We start from the raw sequence: 22,377 nt of genomic DNA, 5'->3' as shown, positions 1-22,377 counted from the left end.
TATGCTGCTGTTAGGACAATTTAAACATAGTCTTGATGATAAAAGCAGAATTATAGTTCCCCTCTGCAACTGCAACACGCTTTCGCACCAGAGACTAGGTGAAACAAGTAGTCATTTCTGAGGGAATTTGATGGTTGTTTAGTATTAAGAGCATGTGATGTGTGTTTATTAAATGACAAGAGCAAATTTTATTAAGTTCAGAAGGTTTAAAGGATAGTCGCATCTTACAATGACAAATTTTTGCTAATTCTTTAGAAATTAATATTGATAAGGTAGAAAAAATTAATATTTCGTCAAGTTTATTAATATTGGCTAATATTAATAAGGAAGTTATGATTATTGGACTTGCTAATAAAATAGAAATTTGAGACATTAAAGTGTGAGAAAATTATTTAGTAAATGATGAAAATAATTTAGAACAATCTGCTCAAAATTTAGTAATGAATATTGAGGAGAAAAATTAATGTTAAAACATAAACCAGTTTTATTGTCAGAAACATTAGAGTTATTAAATATTAAATCTTATGGTATTTATGTGGATTGTACTTTAGGAAGGGCGGGACATAGTGAGAAAATTTTAGAAAAGTTAACAACTGGAAAATTATATTGTTTAGAACAAGATAAACAAGCAATTATTGATGCTAAAGTAATATTAAATAAATTTCATAATTATGAAATTATTGCCACTAATTTTCGTTATTTAAAGAAAGAATTACAATTAAGAAATATTTTACAAGTTGATGGTATTATTTATGATTTAGGAGTGTCATCACCACAATTAGATGAAGCGGGGCGAGGATTTAGTTATCATCAAGATGGTCCTTTAGATATGAGAATGGATCAAAAACAAACGCTATCGGCAGAAGTTATTGTTAATAATTGAAGTTTTAAAGATATTGTTAATATTTTATGAATTTATGGTGAAGAAAAGTTTGCAAGAACAATAGCAAGAGCTATTTTAAAATATCGTGAAAATAGTAAAATTATAACGACATTACAACTTGTTGATATTGTTAAGAGCGCACTACCAATGAAAATTTTAAAAAAGTCTAAACATCATCCAGCCAGAAAGACATTTCAAGCATTAAGAATTGCCGTTAATGATGAATTAAATAGTTTGCGAGTTTCATTAAAGCAATCTTTGCAACTATTAAAATCAGAAGGGGTGCTTGTGGTTATTAGTTTTCACTCTTTGGAAGATCGGATTGTTAAAACATTGTTTAAAGAACAGGTAGTTCCTAAATTTGATCCATTATTATCTAAATTACCAATGCCAATCAAACGGGAACCTAATTTTGAATTATTAACTAAAAAAGTTGTTTCTCCTTGTGAGCAAGAAATTCAAGAAAATTCTCGTGCTCGTAGTGCTAAATTAAGAGCAATCAGAAAATTTTAAGGAAGGTTATTGTTAGTGATTAATCAAGAGCTTTATGCAGTTATTGAAATAGATACTAAATGAATTAAATTTATGATTTTTAGTTATCATAAATCACAGCTTAATTTTTTGTTTAATCATATCCAAAATGGTAATTTTTGTGAGAATGGTGTTGTATTAGAACCCAGAATCTAAAGTTGTTGGTAAATTTTATTAATATGATTGATGGTTAAAAATGCTAATCTGCAATTAGCAATTCAAATTAAGCGCGTGGCTTTGAATTTAGTAAGTAAAATTATTTAACTATTCATCAAGGGCAAGCAATAATTGAAATTAATAAAAAACAACACCGGGTTACGGGTTACTAATGAAAATATTAGGAATTTGATTGTAATGAGTAAAAATATTTCTCTTGCTAATGATGAGGTTATTTTTTTACACGACCATATAAATTTGTTATTAGTTGGCAGAAAAAGTTACTATATCCGCCAATTAATGAGTTGGCAACAAGTGTTGCGGGGTCGCGTTTAGTTTTCTTAGGTATTTTTTAAAAAAGAAAAAATAATCATTTACTATAAATTATTTCAATATTCAAATTAAGTATATATTTCTTATGTATGATTTTTGTTGTAAAAACTTATTTTGATGTTGTTTTTATAAACGTTTTCTTTAGGTTTTATAACCTTTTATTGAGATTACGTTTGTTGATATTAAATATTTTGTTTTATTACTTATTTTTTAAATAAAATGATAATTAAATTGTCGTTGCTTTTTATTAAAAATTATTTAAACCTTTTCCTACCTAACAAAACTTTATGCGTCCGTGTTGCGGTTAATTCGTTAATATACACAATCAAAAAAGAAATTTATAACTCTAATTTAGAAGAAATAAATTATAATAAGTTAGAATTGTTATCTTTAGTTATAATGCCTTTTTGTCATGCTTGAGCAACAGTTTCTCAAAAAGAATTACAAGATATAGAGCAATTAAAATTATTGGGATTGTACAATTAACTGTGTCTCTAAGTAATTAACTTAAATTCACTCTGTCCTCAAATTTTATCATTAAATGTGAAATTGCACTACCCCAATTTTGAATTGGCATTGTTCATTTTTTAGTCATATTTTGAAATGCCAAATAAAATATTTTAAAAACTGATAAATCATTAGGAAAAATCTTTTTATTTTTAACGACTTTTCTTAATTGACTATTAACAGACTCTATTGCATTAGTTGTATAAATAATTATTCTAAATTCTTGAGGATATTCAAGAAAAATTATTAAATTATCTCAGTTATTTTTTCATGATTTAGCAATTTGGGGGTATTTTTTATCTCACTTTTCAGCAAAATTGTCTAAAGCAAGTAAGGCTGTATCTTCATTAATTGTTGTATAAATTGATTTTAAATCATTAGCTACCAGTTTACGGTCTTTGTAAGGAACGAATTTGATGAACAATACATAATTGATGTTGTGTTTTTGAAAAAACAACTTCTATTGCATCAGACATTCCTGTTAAATTATCACTACAAGCAACAAGAATATCTTGTAATCCGCGGTTTTTCATTTCCATAAGATTATTCAGTCAAAATTTGGCTCCCTCATTCTCACTAATTCACATTCCTAAAATATCTTTTAAGCTATTTATATTAATTCCTAAGGTAAGATAAACTGCTTTATTTATTATTCGTTTATCTTGCTTTACTTTAACAACAATACAATCAAAATAAACAATCGGATAAATCTTCTATAAAGGTTTAGTTTGTCACATTTTAACTTCTTCAATAACATCATCAGTTATTTGACTAATTAAACTTTCTGAAATTTCTGCTCCGTGATAGAATTCTTGCAATTGTGCTTTGATATCAGAAATTGTCATTCCTCTTGCATATAAAGAAATTACTTTTTGATCAAAGTTATCAAATTTTCTTTGTCTTTTTGGAATAATTACTGGTTTAAAAGTACTATTTCGATGGACGCATAAAGTTTTGTTAGATAGGAAAAGATTTAAATAATTTTTAATGACAATCAACAACAATTTAATTATCATTTTATTTAAAAAATAAGTAATAAAAAAAATATTTAATATCAACAAACATAATCTTAATAAAAGGTTATAAAAACTAAGGAAAACGCTTATAAAAACAACATTAAAATAAGTTTTTACAACAAAAATCATACATAAGAAATATAGATAGATTGCAATAAGATGGACCATATTTATGTGGACTTTCAAATAAAATAAAATTATTAAGAAAGTAGGAATATAAAAAAATGGGCAAAAATTCATATACAGATGAATTTAAAAAACAAATTGTCATGCTTTATCAAAGCGGGAAAATCATTATTGAAATTATTAATGAATAGGGTATTTCAAAATCTGCTATTTATAATTGAATAAAATCATTCGATAATTTTGGTTCTTTTAAAGCAAAAGATATCAAAGTAATGAAGAAAATGAATTAATTTACTTACAAAAAGAATTAAAACAATTACGAATGGAAAACGATATTTTAAAGCAAGCGGCACTGATAATGGCCAAAAAATAACAATAATTAATAACAACAAAAACAAATATTCAGTGAGGAAAATATGTAAGATTTTGGGTTTATCAAAATCAACGTATTATTGTATTATTATCAAACTAATAAATGCACTAACAAGCAATTTAATAATCATGAACAAGAAGTTATCGGTGCGTTTAATAAAAATCGCAAAATTTATGGGGCTCGTAAAATTAAAGCTGTTTTAATAAGAAAAGATATCATCTTATAGCGGCGAAAAATCAGATGCATTATGATCAAAAATAATTTGGTTTCTAAATACACCAAATTAAAATATCGTAATCACAAAATAACAGCTAATAATGCCCAAATCATTAATGTTTTAAATCGTAAATTTAATGATAAAAAACCTAATAAAGTTGTTGTTAATGATTTAACACATGTACAAGTTGGAGAAAAATGACATTATATTTGCTTATTAATTGACTTGTTTAATCGTTAAGCAATCGGCTATAGTGCTGGGCCAAACAAAACCGCTGAACTAGTTCAACAAGCTTTTCATAAAATAACACGACCATTAAAGCAAATAACTTTATTTCATACCGATCGTGGTAATGAGTTCAAAAATAAAATCATTGATGAAATTTTAATAACCTTTAACATTAAAAGATCATTAAGCAACAAAAGCTGTCCTTGTGATAATGCTGCGGTTGAAACAACTTACAAAACTTTTAAAACGGAATTTATTAGGGGTAAAAAATTTACAAACTTAACACAATTAAAATACGAACTATTTGATTTTGTTAATTGATACAACAATATTCGAATTCACGGCAGCTTAAATTATTTAACACCAGTTGAATTTAGAGAAAATGACAGTCTACATAAAAATTGTCCTAAAAAGGGTTGCCATTTCAATAAGTATTGATGGAGTAAAAAACCCTTATTAAATATAGGGATTTGTAAAAACACAATTTTACTAAAAACCCAGCAAAATCAAGGTTTTATTGAAATATCAAGAGTTTTCGACAAAATTAAAATATATTTCTTATGTATGATTTTTGTTGTAAAAATTTATTTTAATGTTGTTTTTATAAACGTTTTCCTTAGTTTTTATAATCTTTTTATTGAAATTATGTTTGTTAATATTAAATATTTTGTTTTATTACTTATTTTTCAAATAAAAAGATAATCAATTTTTAGTTGCTTTTCTTTCAAAATTATTTAAATCTTTTCCCGCCTAACAAAAATTTATGCGCCCCCAAGGAAACGCGAGCTTGTCTAAAACTCAATAATATGATAAAATGGCAGCGAATAAAAATTAAAATAACAAGGAAGGCGGGGTTAGTTTAGTAATTAAATAATATAATTAGCTGTTTGTTTTACTTCTTCAAAACAATACCTAAGAAAAATAAACGCTGCCCTTTGCCCTTTGTGTTGAGAATAGCAATTATCGCCTAAATTAAGTAAAATTTACTAGTAGTTAATTAAATAATAATTTCTAAAAGTTATTGAAAATTCTTATATCTAACATTTGTAGATAGAGAATAATTAAATTAATTATTAAAATAGTTAAAGATAGAAAGAAAGAAATTAATTAATGACAGATATAAAAAATATTAAGAAAGATTTTCCCTTTTTTCAGAAAAATAAAAATATTGTTTATTTAGATAATAGTGCTACTAGTTTAAAACCACAATGTGTTATTGATAATATTATTAATTATTATTTAAAATATTCTACTAATCCTCATAATACTGATTTTTTACTAGCGCATGATTGTAATGAGAATATTCAAAAAATTCGTAAACTAGTTGCTAAATTTATTAATGGTAAGGATAGTGAGATTATCTTTATTTCTTCAGCTACTTTTGGATTAAATCAATTGGCATTAGGATTAGAAGCATTAATTTCTAAGGATGATGAGATTTTATTAACAATGGCTGAACATAGTTCTAATTTATTACCTTGGTATCGTTTAGCAAAAACCAAACAAGCAAAGATTAAATATATTGGTTTGGAAAATTTAACGATTACTATTAATAATATTAAAAAATTATTAACACCGAAAACTAAAATTGTTAGTTTTGCAAATATAAGTAATGTTTTAGGAACTGTTAATGATACTAAAGCGATTTGTCAAGCAATTAAACAATATAATTCTAATATTATTGTTATTATTGATGGTGCTCAATCAGTTGGTCACATTAAAACTGATGTTCAAGATTGAGATATTGATTTTTTAGTATTTTCTGGTCATAAGATTTTAGGGCCAACGGGTATTGGTGTTTTATGAGGAAAAAATATAATGTTATCTAAATTAGCACCAATGTTATTAGGTGGTGGTAATAATGCTACTATTAATGAGAATGGAACATATTCTTTACTACAAGGATATATGAGTTTTGAATCAGGAACGCAAAATGTTGCTGGTATTTTTGGTTTGCAAGAAGCGATTAAGTATTTACAAAATATTGGTTTAGAAACAATTCATAATTATATTACTAGTTTAAAAGATTATGCTGTTAATGAAATACGAAGGGAAAATTTAGATGTAACAATTTATAATCCTAATGCTAAAAGTGGCATTTTAGTTTTTAATGTTAATAATGTTGCTGCCCACGATGTATCAGTTAATTTGGCTAATAATCATAATATTTGTCTTCGTAGTGGTATTCATTGTGCTACTTTAATTGATCATGTACTTGGTGTTAAAAGTTCATTAAGAGCTAGTTTTTATATTTATAATACTGAAGAAGATGTTGATAAATTAATTATTGCATTAAAAACAGGAGGTAATTTTATTGATGATTTCTTATAATGAATGAAGAAAGATAATTATTAATCATTATCAAAATCCTCAATATCAAGGTTTTATTGAACATAACCAAGCAATTGAACGATTGCAACCGAATTTGAGTTGTGCTGATCAGTTAAATTTACAGTTAGTAGTTATCAATGATGTTATTGTTTCGGCTCGTTTTATGGGTTATGCTTGTGCAATTGCAACTTCTAGTGCTGACTTGATTTGTCAAACCATTACTAATAAATCAAAACATCAAGCAATAGCAATTTTAAATAATTATTTATTAATGATTAATGTTAAAGATTATGATAGTGTTATTTTAGAAGACTTAATTGTATTTACTCATACTAAAAAACAACCAAATCGTAAGCGGTGTTCATTATTGGCAAGTACTGGTTTTTTAATAATGTTATAATAAATTATAAGGAGGTGCTTGAATGTTTAATAAACATTTATTACGAAAATCATCTTTAAAAGTAAGATTAGCAATGGTAAAAGGTGATAAAGAGCAATATGATCAGAAAATTATTAATTTTACTATTGATAATGACGATTTTCAAAAAGCAAAAATAATTGGATTATTTTCACCTATTAGGGGAGAAATTAATGTTAATCCTTTAATTAGTTTTTGTTTTAATAATGACAAGATTGTTGGATTACCAAGAATGCAAGATGATAATTCTTTATTATTTTATCAAATTACTAGTTTTGATGATTTAGTAATTGATAATGATTGCAATATTTTGCAACCTAATTTGCAATGTAAAATGTTAATGACTTCGGAAATTAATATTTGTTTCTTGCCATTTTTAGCGTACGATAGTATCGGTACTAGGATTGGTTATGGGAAAGGATATTATGACCGGACTTTAGTAAATTTTAAAAATCTAATTATTGGAATTGGTTATAGTTGACAAAAAACTATAGAAAAAATAACAGTTGATAAAAATGATATTTTAATGCATCAAGCAATAACTGAAATTGGAATTGAAAGATTTTAATTTTTAAAGTATTTATATTTTTTATAAAAAGTAAATTTTTTGCAAATAAAAATGAATATTTATTTTTCTCAATGTTATAATTAGGTATCATGTGAATATGTGAAAATATTTACTGAAATCAAAGGAGAGATTTTATGTATAAAAAAGGTGACATTGTTGAAGCAAAATGTACTGCTGTTTTATCATGAGGTGTGTTTTATGTTATTGAAAACATCGTTGATAATGTTATTGAAAACAGCACTTCTTTACAGTCAAAACCAGAGCGAGTAACTGGGATGTGTCATATTAGTCAGTTTTCTGATGGATATGTTAAAGATATTAATGAATTTGCAGAAGTTGATAAAGTTTATCGTTTAGAAGTGTTAAATTTTGATGTTGATAAAAAGCAACTAAGTTTAAGTCATAAATCACTTTATAAAGAAGAACAAAATCGTGGGTCTTTACATATTAAAGAATCAGGATCAGGATTTGAAGATTTATCTAATAACTTATCGCAGTGAATTAATAGTAGTGAACAAATTAGTGAAAGTGACGAATAATATATGATTAAAACAAGTATTAGTTATACACATTTAACAATTCAAGAACTTAATAAATATCAAGATAAAATTCATTCAATTCATAAAACAATGATTACTGAAAGAAAAGGTCTTGGCAGTAATTTTTTAGGTTGAGTAGATTTACCAAAAAATTATAATAAAACTGAATGAGAAGCAATGAAAATTATTGCTAAACGATTAATTCCTGAAATTAAAGTTTTGATTGTTATTGGAATTGGTGGCTCTTATTTAGGCGCTAAAGCAGCTATTGATATGATTAAAGGATTATATTCTCAAGATTCATTAGAAATAATATTTGTTGGTAATACATTATCATCATCATATACTAATCAAATTTTAGAATATGTTAAAGATAAGGAATTTGCTATTAATGTTATTTCTAAATCAGGAAGTACAACCGAACCAGCGATTGCTTTTCGTCTTTTTAGAGATTTATTAGAGAAACAAAAAGGTAAAGCAATTGCTAAAACAAGGATTATTGCCACTACTGATACTAAAAATGGGATTTTAAAAAACTTAGCAAATAAAGAAGGTTATGAAACTTTAGTTATTCCTGATGATATTGGTGGTAGATTTTCAGTATTAACGCCTGTTGGTATTTTTGTAATGGCAATGGCAGGAATTGATATTGATAAGGTTATGCTGGGAGCTAATCAGGCATATGCAGATTTGAATAATGATACCTTAGAAAATCAAGCATATAAATATGCTGTGGTGCGAACAATATTACATCAAGAAAAGCAATATCCTGTAGAAATGCTAGTTAATTATGAAAGTCAGATGTCTAGTTTGGCTGAATGATGAAAACAGTTATTTGGTGAATCAGAAGGGAAAGATGGTAAAGGAGTTTTACCTGCTAGTGTTAATTTTTCTACTGATTTACATTCCTTAGGACAATTTATTCAAGAGGGAAGTAAAGTTTTATTTGAAACAGTTTTACAAGTTAAAAAACCACCTTTAGATGTTAAAATTGCCACTAATAGTGATGATGTAGATCAATTAAATTATTTAACTAATTATTCTTTACATCAAATTAATGCTTTAGCTTTAGAAGGAACAATTGATGCGCATAGTAATGAAGGGAAAGTTCCTAATATTATTTTAGAGTTAGAAACAATGGATGAAATAATGTTTGGTTACTTAGTGTACTTTTTCTTTAAAGCTTGTGCAATGAGTGCTTATTTACTAGAAGTTAATCCTTTTAATCAACCGGGTGTTGAAGTATATAAGAAAAAAATGTTTAAGTTATTAGGTAAGAGTTAATAATTAGAGGATTATTTAATTTTTAAATAATTAATACTTTAAAGTTATTATTATATTTAGGATTTTTAAAGATAAAATAATTGACAATGAGAATGTTTTTTTATATTATTATAAAGTCCTAAATTGAATGGGTTGTTAGCTCAGCCGGGAGAGCACTCGCCTTACAAGCGAGCGGTCGGCGGTTCAATCCCGTCACAACCCACCATTCGCTGGCTTAGCTCAGCAGGCAGAGCAGCCGCCTTGTAAGCGGTAGGTCGTAGGTTCAATTCCTATAGCCAGCACCATAAATTATTTGGAGGGATAGTGAAGTGGCTTAACACGGTTGGCTGTAAACCAACTCCTTAGGGTTCGGGGGTTCGAATCCCTCTCCCTCCACCATAATGTTGGGGTGTAGCCAAGTGGCAAGGCAAAGGACTTTGACTCCTTGATGCGGTGGTTCAAATCCACCCTCCCCAGCCAAATTTGGTGTGCTCCGTTAGCTCAGCCGGTAGAGCATCTGGCTTTTAACCAGAGGGTCGCAAGTTCGAGCCTTGCACGGGGTACCATTAGTTAGTGCCTAAGTGGTGGAATTGGTAGACACGCTGGATTTAAGCTCCAGTAAATGTTAAAGTTTGTGTCGGTTCGAGTCCGGCCTTAGGTACCATAAAGAAATTTAAAGCAGAATATTCTGCTTTTTTATTTGAACGCATAAAGTTTTGTTAGATAGGTAAAGATTTAAATAATTTTTAATGAAAAGCAACGATAATTTAATTATCATTTTATTTAAAAAATAAGTAATAAAACAAAATATTTAATATCAACAAACATAATCTCAATAAAAGGTTATAAAAACTAAGAAAAATGCTTATAAAAAAAACATTAAAATAAGTTTTTACAACAAAAATCATACATAAGAAATATATACTTAATTTGCATATTGAAATAATTTATAGTAAATTGGATTGGCAACCCTTTTTAGGACAATTTTTATATAGACATTTGTTTTCTAAAAGTAACTGGAGATAAATAATTTAAACTGCCATGTATTCTAAGATTATTGTATCAATTAATGTAATCAAATAATTCAAGTTCTAATTGTGCAAGATCATTGAATTTTCTACCATTAATAAATTCTGTTTTAAAAACTTTATAAGTTGCTTCAGCAACTGCATTATCATAAGGACAACCCTTCGCACTCAATGATCTTTGAATTTTAAATGTAGATAATAATTGATCAATTATATTATTTTTAAACTCATTACCTCGGTCGGTATGAAATATTTCAATTTTTGATAATGGTCTAGTAATTCGCATAATAGCTTGATAAACCAACTCCGTATTTTTATTTGGTCCGGAACTATAACCAACAATCTCGCGATTATACAAATCAATTAGGAGACATACATAAAATCATTTAAAACCCACTTTTATATAAGTTAAGTCACTAACGATAATTTCATTTATTTTTCTATTATTAAAGTCTCGGTTTACAATGTTATTTACTGGATCATTATTTACTTGAATATTTTTGCATTTAAGTCTTGTTTTTGTGTACTTTGATATCAAATTATTGTTTTTCATAATGTTTCTAATTTTGTGTCTAGATAGGTTAATACTTTTATGAGCTAATACTACTTTGATTTTTCGGGCTCCATAGACTTGGCGGCTTTCGTTAAATGCACTGATAATTTCTTGATTATAATTATTCACTATTTTCCTTGTGTATTTATTAATTTGATAATAGTAATTGGATTTTGAAATATTTAATAATTTACACATTTTTCTTATTGAATATTTTTTCTTATTGCTATTAATTATTGTTATTTTTTGGCCATTATCAGTGTCGATTGCTTTAAAATGTCATTTTCCATTTTTAAGTCTTTAAGTTCTTTTCGTAAAGTTATTATTTCATTTTCTTCTAGTGTGCGATTGTCTTTTGCTTTAAATGAACCAGAATTATTATAATTTTTAACTCAACTATAAATAGTTGGTTTTGGTAAATTATATTCTCTCCCTAAATTAATAACACTTTTCCCATTTTTGTATAGCATGACAATTTGTTTTTTAAATTCTTTAGAGTATGAGGTTTTATTTCCCATTTTTATATTCCTTCTTTCTTAATAATTTCGAAGTCTATATAATTATGGTCCAACTTATTGTAGCCTATCCAAATGATTATTTTTTCTTTTTTTAAAAATACCTAAGAAAACTAAACGCGACCTTTTATTTTTCTTGTAATTTTTAATCTTTTATTACATAATATAAATAATTGAAAATATTTATTTATTTTTTAATATGAACATCAAAGGAGATCGAATAAATGAGTTCAAAAGAAAAACCATTGTATAGTTTTGATGATAGTAATGCTGTCCTTATTAAAGATCATATTTCACATGAAGACACATTTGTTGAAGTATTTGAATATGCTTTTCAAAAATTACGAGAAAATTGATATAAGACATTTCTATTTGGCATTATGGCAGGTTTTTTTGTAGCACTTGCCTATGTTATTGTTATTGTTGTTTTATCAGGATTTATTATTAAAGACAATAATGGAAATTTAAAACCTAATGGTATTCCTTCTGGTGTTATTTCTTTAATTACGGGACTAACTTTTACGCCAGCAATATTAATGGTTATTTTTATTGGGGGAACATTATTTACTTCTAATTCATTGACCTTATTACCAATAGTTAAAAGAGAAGCAAAATTGTGTCGAATGGTTTCAAATTTGTCTTTAGTATTAGTTGGTAATTGTTTAGGAGCATTAATTGTTGCGATATCAACTTATTTAATGGGACATATGAAAGTTAATTCTGAGTTTTATAATGTTTTTAAGTATATTTATGATAAGAAAATTGGTTCAAGTCCGAGTACTCTTGATTGAACAATTTTTTTAAAAAATTTTGTTAGTGGCATTTATTGTAATATTTTAATTGCAGGATTGTTCTGAATGAATATGTCTGTTAAAAATTCAGTAACTAAGGTATTATTATGTTTCTTTGTAATTTTAGCGTTTGGAATTTCTGGATTTCAACATATTGTTGCTAATGCTTATATTTGAATGACTGGTTTATTTTTAAATAATGGTAGGGTAGGTCAAGATTTTGAAATATTTTCAATAATGAATATGTTACCAACATTATTAGGTAATTTTATTGGTGGTAGTGTGATGTTACCAATGGTTTATTTATTAGTATTTAAAAAACGAATTAATAAAGAAATTGCTGCTGGAAAATTTAAAGAAACTAAATTATAATTGTTAAATTATTGATAAAATTTATTATATAATCAACTTACTTAATGATATTAGTTTAAGGAGTTATTTTGAATGAAAGTAAATTAATACTAATAAAGCCCCTAGTTAGTGCGGCGGGGACCATATTCACAAGCGATTCAAGTAGCTAATTTTGTATTTATTTCTGGAAAAATTCCAATTGTTCCTGAAACTTCTAATATTGTTTGGGGGTATTTTGGAACAAACAAAGCAAGTATTAGAAAACTTAAAATCTAATATTATTGAAACTAGTAGTAATTCGCTAAAATGATGTTGTTAAATTTAGTATTTTTATTAAAGATATGAATGATTTTAAAGCCATTAACGATGTTTATGCCACTTATTTTAGTGCGTGAAAGCCAGCCCCCTAGTTAGAGTTTGTGTTGAAGTTGCGAGATTGCCTAAAGATGTTTTAATAGAAATTGATACCATTGTTTGTATTAAAAACTCATAAGTAGTATGAAAACGAACCTGAACCGCGGGGGCGGGGGGGCGCATAAATTTTTGTTAGGTAGGTAAAGGATTTGAATAAGTATTAAGGCAGTCAGCAATGATTGTCTTTTTATTTTATAAGGTGTTAAAATTTGTTCTTTGAAAATTAAATACAAGTGAATTAATAATGTTGGTATGTATTAAAGCACGATAAATTGTGGGTGGTCGCCATAACCAAAAGAAGTTTTTACCAGTTAAGTTAATAAATAACAATCAAACTAATAAATGCACTGATAACTTCTTGTTCATAATTGTTAACATAATACTTAACACAATTATTAGTTTGATAATAATATGTTGATTTTGCTATTTTTAATATTTGACACATTTTTAGCACGGAATATTTTTCTTTATTATTGTTAATAATTCCTATTTTTTGCCAATTATCATATCAGTGCTGCTTGCTTTAAAATATCGTTTTTCATTCGTAATTGTTTTATTTTTTTTCGTAATTAAATTAATTCATTTTCTTCATTACTTTGATATCTTTTGCTTTAAAAGAACCAGAATTATCGAATTGGAATGGCAACCCTTTTTAGGACACTTTTTATGTAGACATTTGTTTTCCTGAAAGTAACTGGAGATAAATAATTTAAACTGCCCTGCCATGTACTCCAAGATTATTGTATCAATTAATGTAATCAAATAATTCAAGTTCTAATTGTGCAAGATCATTGAATTTTCTACCATTAATAAATTCTGTTTTAAAAACTTTATAAGTTGCTTTAGCAACTGCATTATCATATGGACAACCCTTCGCACTCAATGATCTTTGAATTTTAAATGTAGATAATAATTGATCAATTATATTATTTTTAAACTCATTACCTCGGTCGGTATGAAATATTTCAATTTTTGATAATGGTCTAGTAATTCGCATAATAGCTTGATAAACCAACTCCGTATTTTTATTTGGTCCGGAACTATAACCAACAATCTCGCGATTATACAAATCAATTAGGAGACACACATAAAATCATTTAAAACCCACTTTTATATAAGTTAAGTCACTAACGATAATTTCATTTATTTTTCTATTATTAAAGTCTCGGTTTACAATGTTATTTACTGGATCATTATTTACTTGAATATTTTTGCATTTAAGTCTTGTTTTTGTGTACTTTGATATCAAATTATTGTTTTTCATAATGTTTCTAATTTTGCGTCTAGATAGGTTAATACTTTTATGAGCTAATAATACTTTGATTTTTCGAGCTCCATAGACTTGGCGGCTTTCGTTAAATGCACTGATAATTTCTTGATTATAATTATTCACTATTTTCCTTGTGTATTTATTAATTTGATAATAGTAATTGGATTTTGAAATATTTAATAATTTACACATTTTTCTTATCGAATATTTTTTCTTATTGCTATTAATTATTGTTATTTTTTGGCCATTATCAGTGTCGATTGCTTTAAAATGTCATTTTCCATTTTTAAGTCTTTAAGTTCTTTTCGTAAAGTTATTATTTCATTTTCTTCTAGTGTGCGATTGTCTTTTGCTTTAAATGAACCAGAATTATTATAATTTTTAACTCAACTATAAATAGTTGGTTTTGGTAAATTATATTCTTTCCCTAAATTAATAACACTTTTGCCATTTTTGTATAGCATGACAATTTGTTTTTTAAATTCTTTAGAGTATGAGGTTTTATTTCCCATTTTTATATTCCTTCTTTCTTAATAATTTCGAAGTCTATATAATTATGGTCCAACTTATTTTATTGTAATCTATCAAAAGAATGGTTCATATTAATTCAATAATGGTTATGCAATAAACCCATAAAAAATAAAAGAAATGATTATATCAACTCTTGTTAATCCATCAAGTTGATGACCTTTTTATTTGCTTTCTGAAATTATCATTACTGCTTTTGATAAAACTTAATTCACATTTTATTCAAAAAAGTTCAAAGATATTTGATCAAATTTATCTAAACCTGATAGGATACCCATCTCCTCAAATTCCTTTAAATGAGTTTTAGTAATACTAGTTCTTTTTTGCAAATCTTCCAAAGAAGCAATCGCTCTTTCAGTTCTAGCTTCGACAATTGAATTAGCAACAGTACTACCCAAACCATCTAATGCTGATAATGGAGGAACAATCTTTTTAAAGCCATTAAACTCTTGAACAACAAAATTTGTTGCTAAAGAATATTCTAAATTAATACCAATAAATTCAATTTTGCGAGCATACATTTCTAACGCTACTTCCAACACTGGTACTAAATCCTTCTCCTTTTGAGTTAATTTATTAACAACATTATAACCATTATCCATTCGTGATAAGATATCGGTTAATTTTGTTAAAACAGCATTTCCCCCCTTGGCAATCGTTTTAATATCAAAAACATCACATCGTGTTGAAAAATAAGTTGCATAATATTCGTGCGGATAATTAATTTTATATCAAGCAATCCGCAAAGCCATTAAAACATAAGCTGTCGCGTGGGCTTTAGGAAACATATACTTAATTTTTTGACAAGATGAAATATATCATTGGGGAACATTATGACTAATCATAATTTTTTGTTGCTCATCAGTGACACCTTTTCCTTTACGAACGGTTTCCATAATGTTAAAAGCAATATCTGACGGAATCTCACGATGAATTAAATAAGTCATAATATCATCACGACAACCAATAACATCTTTTAATTTTAAATCTTGATGAGTAATTAATGTTTGGGCATTATTTACTCACACATCAGTACCATGTGATAATCCAGAAATTTGTACTAAATCAGCAAAACTAGTCGGATTTGTTTCTTCTAACATTTTACGAACAAATTGAGTGCCAAACTCAGGTAAACCCACCGCCCCAGTTTTTTCGTTATTAATATCACTACTAGTAATCTTCATAATTTCTGGGGAACTAAATAATGAAAGCACTTCGGCATCATTACACAAAATATTTTGCGGATCATATCCAGTAAGGTCATGTAACATTTTTAAAGCTGTCGGATCAACATGTCCCAAAATATCTAACTTTAACAAGTTATCATGAATAGCATGAAAATCAAAATGCGTTGTTTTTCACTGCGAAGTAATATCATCGGCCGGGAAATTTACTGGTGTAAAATCATTAACATCATAGTTCTTAGGAACAACAATAATTCCCCCTGGATGTTGTCCGGTTGTTCGTTTAACACCCTCACAACCTTGTGCTAATCATTCTAAATATGATTTTTTAACAAAATGATTACCTTTCACATTTCCCAAATAACCACGAGCATAACCAAATGCTGTTTTTTGTGCCACGGTAGAAATTGTTCCCGCACGAAACACATTATTCACACCAAACATCTCTTTAGTAAAATTATGAGCAATCATTTGATACTCACCGGAAAAATTCAAATCAATATCTGGTACTTTATCACCTTTAAAACCTAAAAAAGTTTCAAACGGAATATCATGACCATCACCAGTTAAAAGGTGACGACATTGCGGACAATTTTTTGGTGGTAGATCATAACCACTACGAATATTTTCATCACTAACAAATTCGCTATATTGACATTGCGAACACACATAATGTGGCACTAATGGATTTACTTCGGTAATCTTCGCCGTTGTCGCAACTAATGACGACCCCACAGAACCACGAGAACCAACCAAATAACCATCATTTAATGACCTTGTAACTAACAAATGAGCAATTCAATAAACAACCCCAAAACCATGCTTTAAAATAGCATCTAATTCCCGAGATAACCTTTCTTCTACCATTATTGGCAATACTTCACCATAAATTTTTTTCGCGTTATCATAACATAATCTTTTCAAATTGCTATTAACATCACCATTATCAATTACTGGGGTATACAAAGCATCTTTAATCGGTCGCAACCACGAAATTTGTTCATTTAAATAATTAGGACTAGTAACAACTAATTCCTTAATTAAAACTTCATCTTCTAAAAAACCAAACTCATTTAACATCTCAGCAGTCGTTCTTAAATGTTGTTCAGGATTATTTTTAACACGACCTTTACGGTCAAATAAAGGATGCATTCTTCCTCCCAAACCCTTAGTATTAATATATACATCACGAAAAATCTTATCTTGCGGATTTAAATAATGAGCATCAGAGGAAGCAATAACCACTTTATTAAGTTTCTTTGCAGTATGAACAATATTTTTTACAATTCGCATTAAATGCTCAACTGTCATCTCACCACTTTCAACTAAATGATTATAAACACTTAACGGTTGCACTTCAATATAATCATAAAATTGCATTATTTCTTCCAATTCTTGTTGGCTCCGATTACGAGCAAACTCAAAAACCTGACCATTAACACAACCAGAACCAATAAAAACATTAGCACGCATTTCTTGCAATGCCGCAATCGTAATTTTAGGACTATTATAAAAGTACTTAGTATGCGATAATGAAACTAACGAAAACAAATCTTTCAATCCTTGCTCATTTTTAGCAATTACTGTTGCATGATTACCAAATAACTTGGTAAAAATTGGTTCATAATTAATTTTTTCAATATCTAATAATGTTTTTACTTGATAATTATCTTCTAAATTCGTTAACATCATGGCAAACACATCAGCTAATATTTCAGCATCATAATCAGCACGATGAGCAATTTCTTCATTATACTTAATATTATATTTTCTAGCAATCGTTCCTAAACGATGATATCGTAACTGTTGTTGTAATAACCGTGATAATTGCAAGGTATCAATAATCGGATTAGTAAGTTTTCCGTAACCCATTTGATTTCACAATTCTTGAATAAAACCAATATCAAATGATGCATTATGAGCCACAAGAACAGCATCTTGTAAAATTTCTTTAATCTCATCAGCCACAATTTTAATTGGTGGTTTATCTTGTAACATTTCGTTACTAATCCCAGTTAATGATTCACTAAAAGCACTAACATTACTTTTTGGTTTGATTAAAAAATCATATCTTTTATCACGTAGTAACCCCCGACCATCAATAACTACAGCCCCAAATTCAATAATTTCATCATAACGACTAGACAATCCTGTTGTTTCAATATCAAAAATAACAAACTTACAAGCATTAATCGCATCACTAGTGGCGTTAGTAATCGCTTTAACACTACTATCAATAATTTGCATTTCCACACCATAAATAACCTTAACAGCAGGATATTTCTTTTGGGTCATTTGCGCATCAGGAAATGATTGAACATTTAAATGATCAGTAATCACAATTGCTGAATGTTTTCAAAGATTTGCTTGTTTAATATATTCATCAATACTTGTAACACCATCCATTGCGCTCATTTTTGTATGCAAATGAAATTCAATCCGCTTTTCTACCATATCATCAGTTCGTAAGTGCGGATCAGCAATCTTTTGAATTTTATTTACTCACAAAATTTGTTCACGAGAAAAATTATCAAACCGCACATCACCTTTAACAACAACTCAATCCTTTTCTTGTAGTTCTTCCAAAAGCTTGTCTTTCATATCATCACTTGTAAAATATTGTAAAGCAATCGCATCACTAAAATCACTAATTAATATTGAATAAATTCATCGTTTAGTTTTTGTTAATTTACAATTTTTACGAAAAATTTGTCCTTGAATAATAACCCCTTGAGCATCTTCTTCCAATTCTGAAATTTTACACGATACTTGCGACAATAAATTATTACTACTAGACAAATTGCCTTTAAACCCCCGTTTTTTTGCAGACAAAACCTTTACTTGTTGTTGTTCTCTTTGTTGGACTTTTGTTCGTTCTTCTTCTTCAATTTGTATCATTGTTGGATCAATAGAAACATCACATTGTTCAATTTTTATTTTTAATGACAAGTTTTGAAAACCATAACGACGCATTCGTTCCTGATAATATTTTAAATGCTGATTAGTCAATGCTCTTTGTGATTCATTATGAACTTTAATAAATAAATCATTATTTTCCAACACTAAATTATCACAAGAAATATTACTATTAATATACTCTTTTTTTTTCGTCTTAGTTTGCTTAATATATTCTCAATAATCAACAATTTGTTCCATTACATAATTAGCATCAACACATAAAAAAGTTAATTTACTACGAAAACTAAGTTTTAGTAAACATTGTTCAAGTTCTCTAATAATTTCAATTGGTAAAATTTTGCTGATTTGCAATGCAAAATATAGCGTATCATTCTTTTTCTTAAATTCTATTTTTAATAATTTTGCTTGTTGTAAAATGTCATTTTTCAAAGAAAACTTCATTATTTTTCATAATTGTTGTAAATTCTTTTCCATACTTTTGCTCCTTACTTAAATTGTTGAAAAACTCTGGATTAACATAAAAAAACCAGTAAATATTAATACCAACGACAAACTATCAATCCGATCCAAAAATCCTCCGTGACCCGGTAAAACATTAGAAAAATCTTTTATATTATGATTCCGTTTAATAAATGAAAAAAATAAATCACCCATATGACTTATTAATGATAAAAATAAAATTAACAAGAAATAAATTACATATTTATAATCATCTGTTTTCGTTGTAAAAAAATTAGCAAATGGTTGATACTTCGTAAACTCTGTCAATAAAGCAATATATCCTAAAACAAGCACCAAAGTTACTAAAATACCAATAATCGCCCCTTCTCATGTTTTACTAGGACTAACTTTTGGAGCGAGAAAATTTTTGCCAACTAATGTTCCTCCAATATAAGCAAATGTATCATTACTAATAGTAATTAATAAAACTACACTAACTGCTGGTCAACCAAACCCTGGTTGGAGCATAATATAATTCATTGCTTTAAAAGCAAATACTAAATAAAGTGTCATACAAAATATAAATAATGCATCATTAGCACTAAACTTCTTAAAAACTTTCACCATTAATAAAATAATTAATAAAAATATCATATAAATTAACAATACCATTCATGATTGTCATCATTCAATACGACTTAAACCATCATACTTATTTCAATACGGTTCATACTTAATATTCTCTGCTATTGGAAACCATAATAATATAATTGTAAAAACAAAAATAATAATTTTAATAATTCAATTAAAATTTTCTCTTTTCCTTAAATTCATCGCCTCAAAAACTGTAATCTCTAATAAAATACTATTAATCACTAAAAATGCATATGGCATATATCAAACATTAAAACCTTTTCACTCTTGATATATCGCCCCAACAAATAAATATAAAATTGCAAATGAAATTAAAAAGACACTAGTAATAATTCGCTTTTTCATTTAAAGTACCCCTTCTATCAATATTAACTAATTATAACTGATAATTAAATTAAAAGAATAAAATCGCATCTAATTGTGAAAATATAAACAAGGTCGCGTTTAGTTTTCTTAGATATTTTTCAAAAAAGAAAAAATAATCATTTACGGACGCATAAAGTTTTGTTGGGTAGGTAAAAGATTTGAATAAGTATTAAGGAAGTCGGCAATGATTGTCTTTTTATTTTATAAGGTGTTAAAATTTGTTCTTTGAAAATTAAATACAAGTGAATTAATAATGTTGGTATGTATTAAAGCACGATAAATTGTGGGTGGTCGCCATAACCAAAAGAAGTTTACCAGTTAATAGATAACCCCCCTATTAGCTATAGCAATTTGTTTCTTTTTGCAATAAAAAAATGAATGGGTGGATTTCCTAAAAATATACACGCTATTAAATTAATTCTAAGGGCGGGGGGGGCGAATGTTAAAATGTAAAAATTTCTATATATGGGTATGCTATGTTTAAAATTATTAAAATCTTTTATGGATAGGTTACAATAAGTTGGACCACATTTATGTGAACTTTCAAAATAAGATAAAATTATATAAGAAAGCAGGAATATAAAAATGGTCAAAAATTCATATACAGATGAATTTAAAAAACAAATTGTCGTGCTTTATCAAAACGGGAAAATCATTATTGAAATTATTAATGAATAGGGTATTTCAAAATCTGCTATTTATAATTGAATAAAATCATTCGATAATTATGATTCTTTTAAAGCAAAAGATATCAAAGTAATGAAGAAAATGAATTAATTTACTTACGAAAAGAAAACCAACAATTACAAATGGAAAAAGATATTTTAAAGCAAGCGGCACTGATAATGGCCAAAAAATAACAATAATTAATAACAACAAAAACAAATATTCATTGAGGAAAATATGTAAGATTTTGGATTTATCAAAATCAACATATTAATATTATTATCAACCTAATAAATGTATTAACAAGCAGGTTAATAATTATGAACAAGAAGTTATCAGTGCATTTAATAAAAGTCGCAAAATTTATGGGGCTCGTAAAATTAAAGCCGTTTTAATAAGAAAAAATACCATCTTATCGCGGCGAAAAATCAGATGCATTATGATCAAAAATAATTTGGTTTCTAAATACACCAAATTAAAATATCGTAATCACAAAACAACAGCTAATAATGCCCAAATCAGTAATGTTTTAAACCGTGAATTTAACAATAAAAACCAAATAAAGCTGTTGTTAGTGATTTAACACATGTGCAAGTTGGAGGAAAATGACATTATATTTGCTTATTAATTGACTTGTTTAATCGCGAAGTAATTGGATATAATGTTAGGCCAAACAAAATCGCTGAACTAGTTCAACAAGCTTTTCATAAGGATAACACGACCATTAAAACAAATAATTTTATTTCATACCGATCACGGTAATGAGTTCAAAAATAAAATCATTGATGAAATTTTAATAACTTTTAACATTAAAAGATCATTAAGCAATAAAGGTTGTTCTTATGATAATGCTGTAGCCAAAACAACTTACAAAACCTTTAAAACAGAATTTATTAAGGGTAAAAAATTTGAAAATTTAAAACAATTAAAATGCGAACTATTTGATTTTGTTAATTGATACAACAATATTCAAATTCACGGCAACTTAAATTATTTAACACCCGTTGAATTTAGAAAATGGCAGTCTACATAAAAAATGTCCTAAAAAGGATTGCCATTCCAAGAAACATATACTTAATTTGAATATTGAAATAATTTATAGTAAATGATTATTTTTTTTTTTTTAAAATACCTAAGAAAACTAAACGCGACCAGAATCCATATAAATATTATTTTTTATTATTATTTATAGTAAAATTGATACATTA

General features: G+C 27.3%; 12 protein-coding genes, 6 tRNA genes and 5 pseudogenes. 17 read left to right on the top strand and 6 right to left on the bottom strand.

Annotation, left to right across the window (positions count from 1 at the left end; translation table 4 throughout):
* The first annotated feature begins 161 nt into the window (after positions 1-161).
* Positions 162-464, top strand: a complete 303-nt coding sequence (locus AACK93_RS01210) for a hypothetical protein (protein WP_339024758.1) — start codon at positions 162-164, stop codon at positions 462-464.
* Complete coding sequence (gene rsmH, locus AACK93_RS01205) at positions 464-1,396, top strand: 16S rRNA (cytosine(1402)-N(4))-methyltransferase RsmH (protein WP_339024757.1); 933 nt, start codon at positions 464-466, stop codon at positions 1,394-1,396. Before AACK93_RS01210 ends, rsmH begins: the two co-directional genes overlap by 1 nt.
* Positions 1,397-2,405: 1,009 nt before the next feature.
* Here the strand turns inward: rsmH and AACK93_RS01200 are convergent.
* Positions 2,406-3,348 (bottom strand): annotated as a pseudogene (locus tag AACK93_RS01200) (IS256 family transposase); the annotation flags it as partial.
* 302 nt (positions 3,349-3,650) lie between these two features.
* Between AACK93_RS01200 and AACK93_RS01195 the strand changes: the two are divergent.
* The 12 genes and pseudogenes from AACK93_RS01195 to AACK93_RS01140 all read left to right on the top strand — a co-directional run.
* Positions 3,651-4,748, top strand: a pseudogene (locus AACK93_RS01195) (IS3 family transposase); the annotation flags it as partial.
* A gap of 732 nt (positions 4,749-5,480) precedes the next feature.
* Positions 5,481-6,701, top strand: coding sequence for an aminotransferase class V-fold PLP-dependent enzyme (locus tag AACK93_RS01190; protein ID WP_339024756.1), 1,221 nt, complete (start codon positions 5,481-5,483; stop codon positions 6,699-6,701).
* Positions 6,688-7,101 (top strand): iron-sulfur cluster assembly scaffold protein, encoded by a 414-nt coding sequence (locus AACK93_RS01185; RefSeq protein WP_339024755.1) that lies wholly within the window; start codon positions 6,688-6,690, stop codon positions 7,099-7,101. The genes AACK93_RS01190 and AACK93_RS01185 overlap by 14 nt, the downstream gene beginning before the upstream one ends.
* 22 nt (positions 7,102-7,123) lie before the next feature.
* Positions 7,124-7,687, top strand: coding sequence for a 5-formyltetrahydrofolate cyclo-ligase (locus AACK93_RS01180; protein WP_339024754.1), 564 nt, complete (start codon positions 7,124-7,126; stop codon positions 7,685-7,687).
* Positions 7,688-7,821: 134 nt separating this feature from the next.
* Positions 7,822-8,226 (top strand): S1 RNA-binding domain-containing protein, encoded by a 405-nt coding sequence (locus AACK93_RS01175; protein ID WP_339024753.1) that lies wholly within the window; start codon positions 7,822-7,824, stop codon positions 8,224-8,226.
* Positions 8,227-8,229: 3 nt separating this feature from the next.
* Entirely contained in the window at positions 8,230-9,510 is a 1,281-nt protein-coding gene (locus AACK93_RS01170; protein ID WP_339024752.1) for a glucose-6-phosphate isomerase, read from the top strand.
* A gap of 129 nt (positions 9,511-9,639) precedes the next feature.
* Positions 9,640-9,715 (top strand) — tRNA-Val (locus AACK93_RS01165).
* A 3-nt stretch (positions 9,716-9,718) separates the two neighbouring features.
* A tRNA-Thr gene (locus AACK93_RS01160) sits at positions 9,719-9,794 on the top strand.
* Positions 9,795-9,804: 10 nt separating this feature from the next.
* Positions 9,805-9,888, top strand: a tRNA-Tyr gene (locus AACK93_RS01155).
* 6 nt (positions 9,889-9,894) lie between these two features.
* Positions 9,895-9,969: transfer RNA gene (locus AACK93_RS01150), tRNA-Gln, on the top strand.
* Positions 9,970-9,979: 10 nt separating this feature from the next.
* A tRNA-Lys gene (locus tag AACK93_RS01145) sits at positions 9,980-10,055 on the top strand.
* A 9-nt stretch (positions 10,056-10,064) separates the two neighbouring features.
* Positions 10,065-10,153: transfer RNA gene (locus AACK93_RS01140), tRNA-Leu, on the top strand.
* A gap of 323 nt (positions 10,154-10,476) precedes the next feature.
* Here the strand turns inward: AACK93_RS01140 and AACK93_RS01135 are convergent.
* Positions 10,477-11,588 (bottom strand): IS3 family transposase gene (locus tag AACK93_RS01135; RefSeq protein ID WP_339024750.1). Its coding sequence is split into 2 segments (ribosomal slippage): positions 10,477-11,333 and positions 11,333-11,588, totalling 1,113 coding nucleotides; the frame shifts between segments, so codons are not numbered across the junction.
* A gap of 221 nt (positions 11,589-11,809) precedes the next feature.
* Here AACK93_RS01135 and AACK93_RS01130 point away from each other — a divergent pair.
* Entirely contained in the window at positions 11,810-12,748 is a 939-nt protein-coding gene (locus tag AACK93_RS01130; RefSeq protein WP_339024749.1) for a formate/nitrite transporter family protein, read from the top strand.
* A 105-nt stretch (positions 12,749-12,853) separates the two neighbouring features.
* Positions 12,854-13,220: pseudogene (locus AACK93_RS08030) on the top strand (Rid family detoxifying hydrolase).
* Between the two features lie 237 nt (positions 13,221-13,457).
* On the opposite strand, the gene AACK93_RS01120 reads toward AACK93_RS08030, so the two are convergent.
* The 4 genes and pseudogenes from AACK93_RS01120 to AACK93_RS01105 all read right to left on the bottom strand — a co-directional run bounded on the left by AACK93_RS01120 (position 13,458) and on the right by AACK93_RS01105 (position 20,482).
* Complete coding sequence (locus AACK93_RS01120; RefSeq protein ID WP_339024746.1) at positions 13,458-13,595, bottom strand: hypothetical protein; 138 nt, start codon at positions 13,593-13,595, stop codon at positions 13,458-13,460.
* Between the two features lie 172 nt (positions 13,596-13,767).
* A pseudogene (locus AACK93_RS01115) lies at positions 13,768-14,923 on the bottom strand (IS3 family transposase).
* 234 nt (positions 14,924-15,157) lie between these two features.
* Positions 15,158-19,516 carry a PolC-type DNA polymerase III gene (locus AACK93_RS01110; protein ID WP_339024744.1) on the bottom strand — a complete coding sequence of 1,453 codons (4,359 nt, stop codon included), beginning with the start codon at positions 19,514-19,516 and terminating at the stop codon, positions 15,158-15,160.
* 15 nt (positions 19,517-19,531) lie between these two features.
* A complete protein-coding gene (locus AACK93_RS01105; RefSeq protein WP_339024743.1) occupies positions 19,532-20,482 on the bottom strand; it encodes a phosphatidate cytidylyltransferase in 951 nt (316 codons plus the stop codon).
* A gap of 606 nt (positions 20,483-21,088) precedes the next feature.
* Between AACK93_RS01105 and AACK93_RS01100 the strand changes: the two are divergent.
* Positions 21,089-22,202 (top strand): annotated as a pseudogene (locus AACK93_RS01100) (IS3 family transposase).
* Positions 22,203-22,377: the final 175 nt, after the last annotated feature.

The sequence above is a fragment of the Spiroplasma endosymbiont of Agriotes lineatus genome, from assembly GCF_964019485.1.
Lineage (GTDB): Bacteria > Bacillota_I > Bacilli_A > Mycoplasmatales > Nriv7 > Nriv7.
Note: the sequence above shows the minus strand (reverse complement) of the source record. Positions and strands in the feature narration are given on the sequence as shown.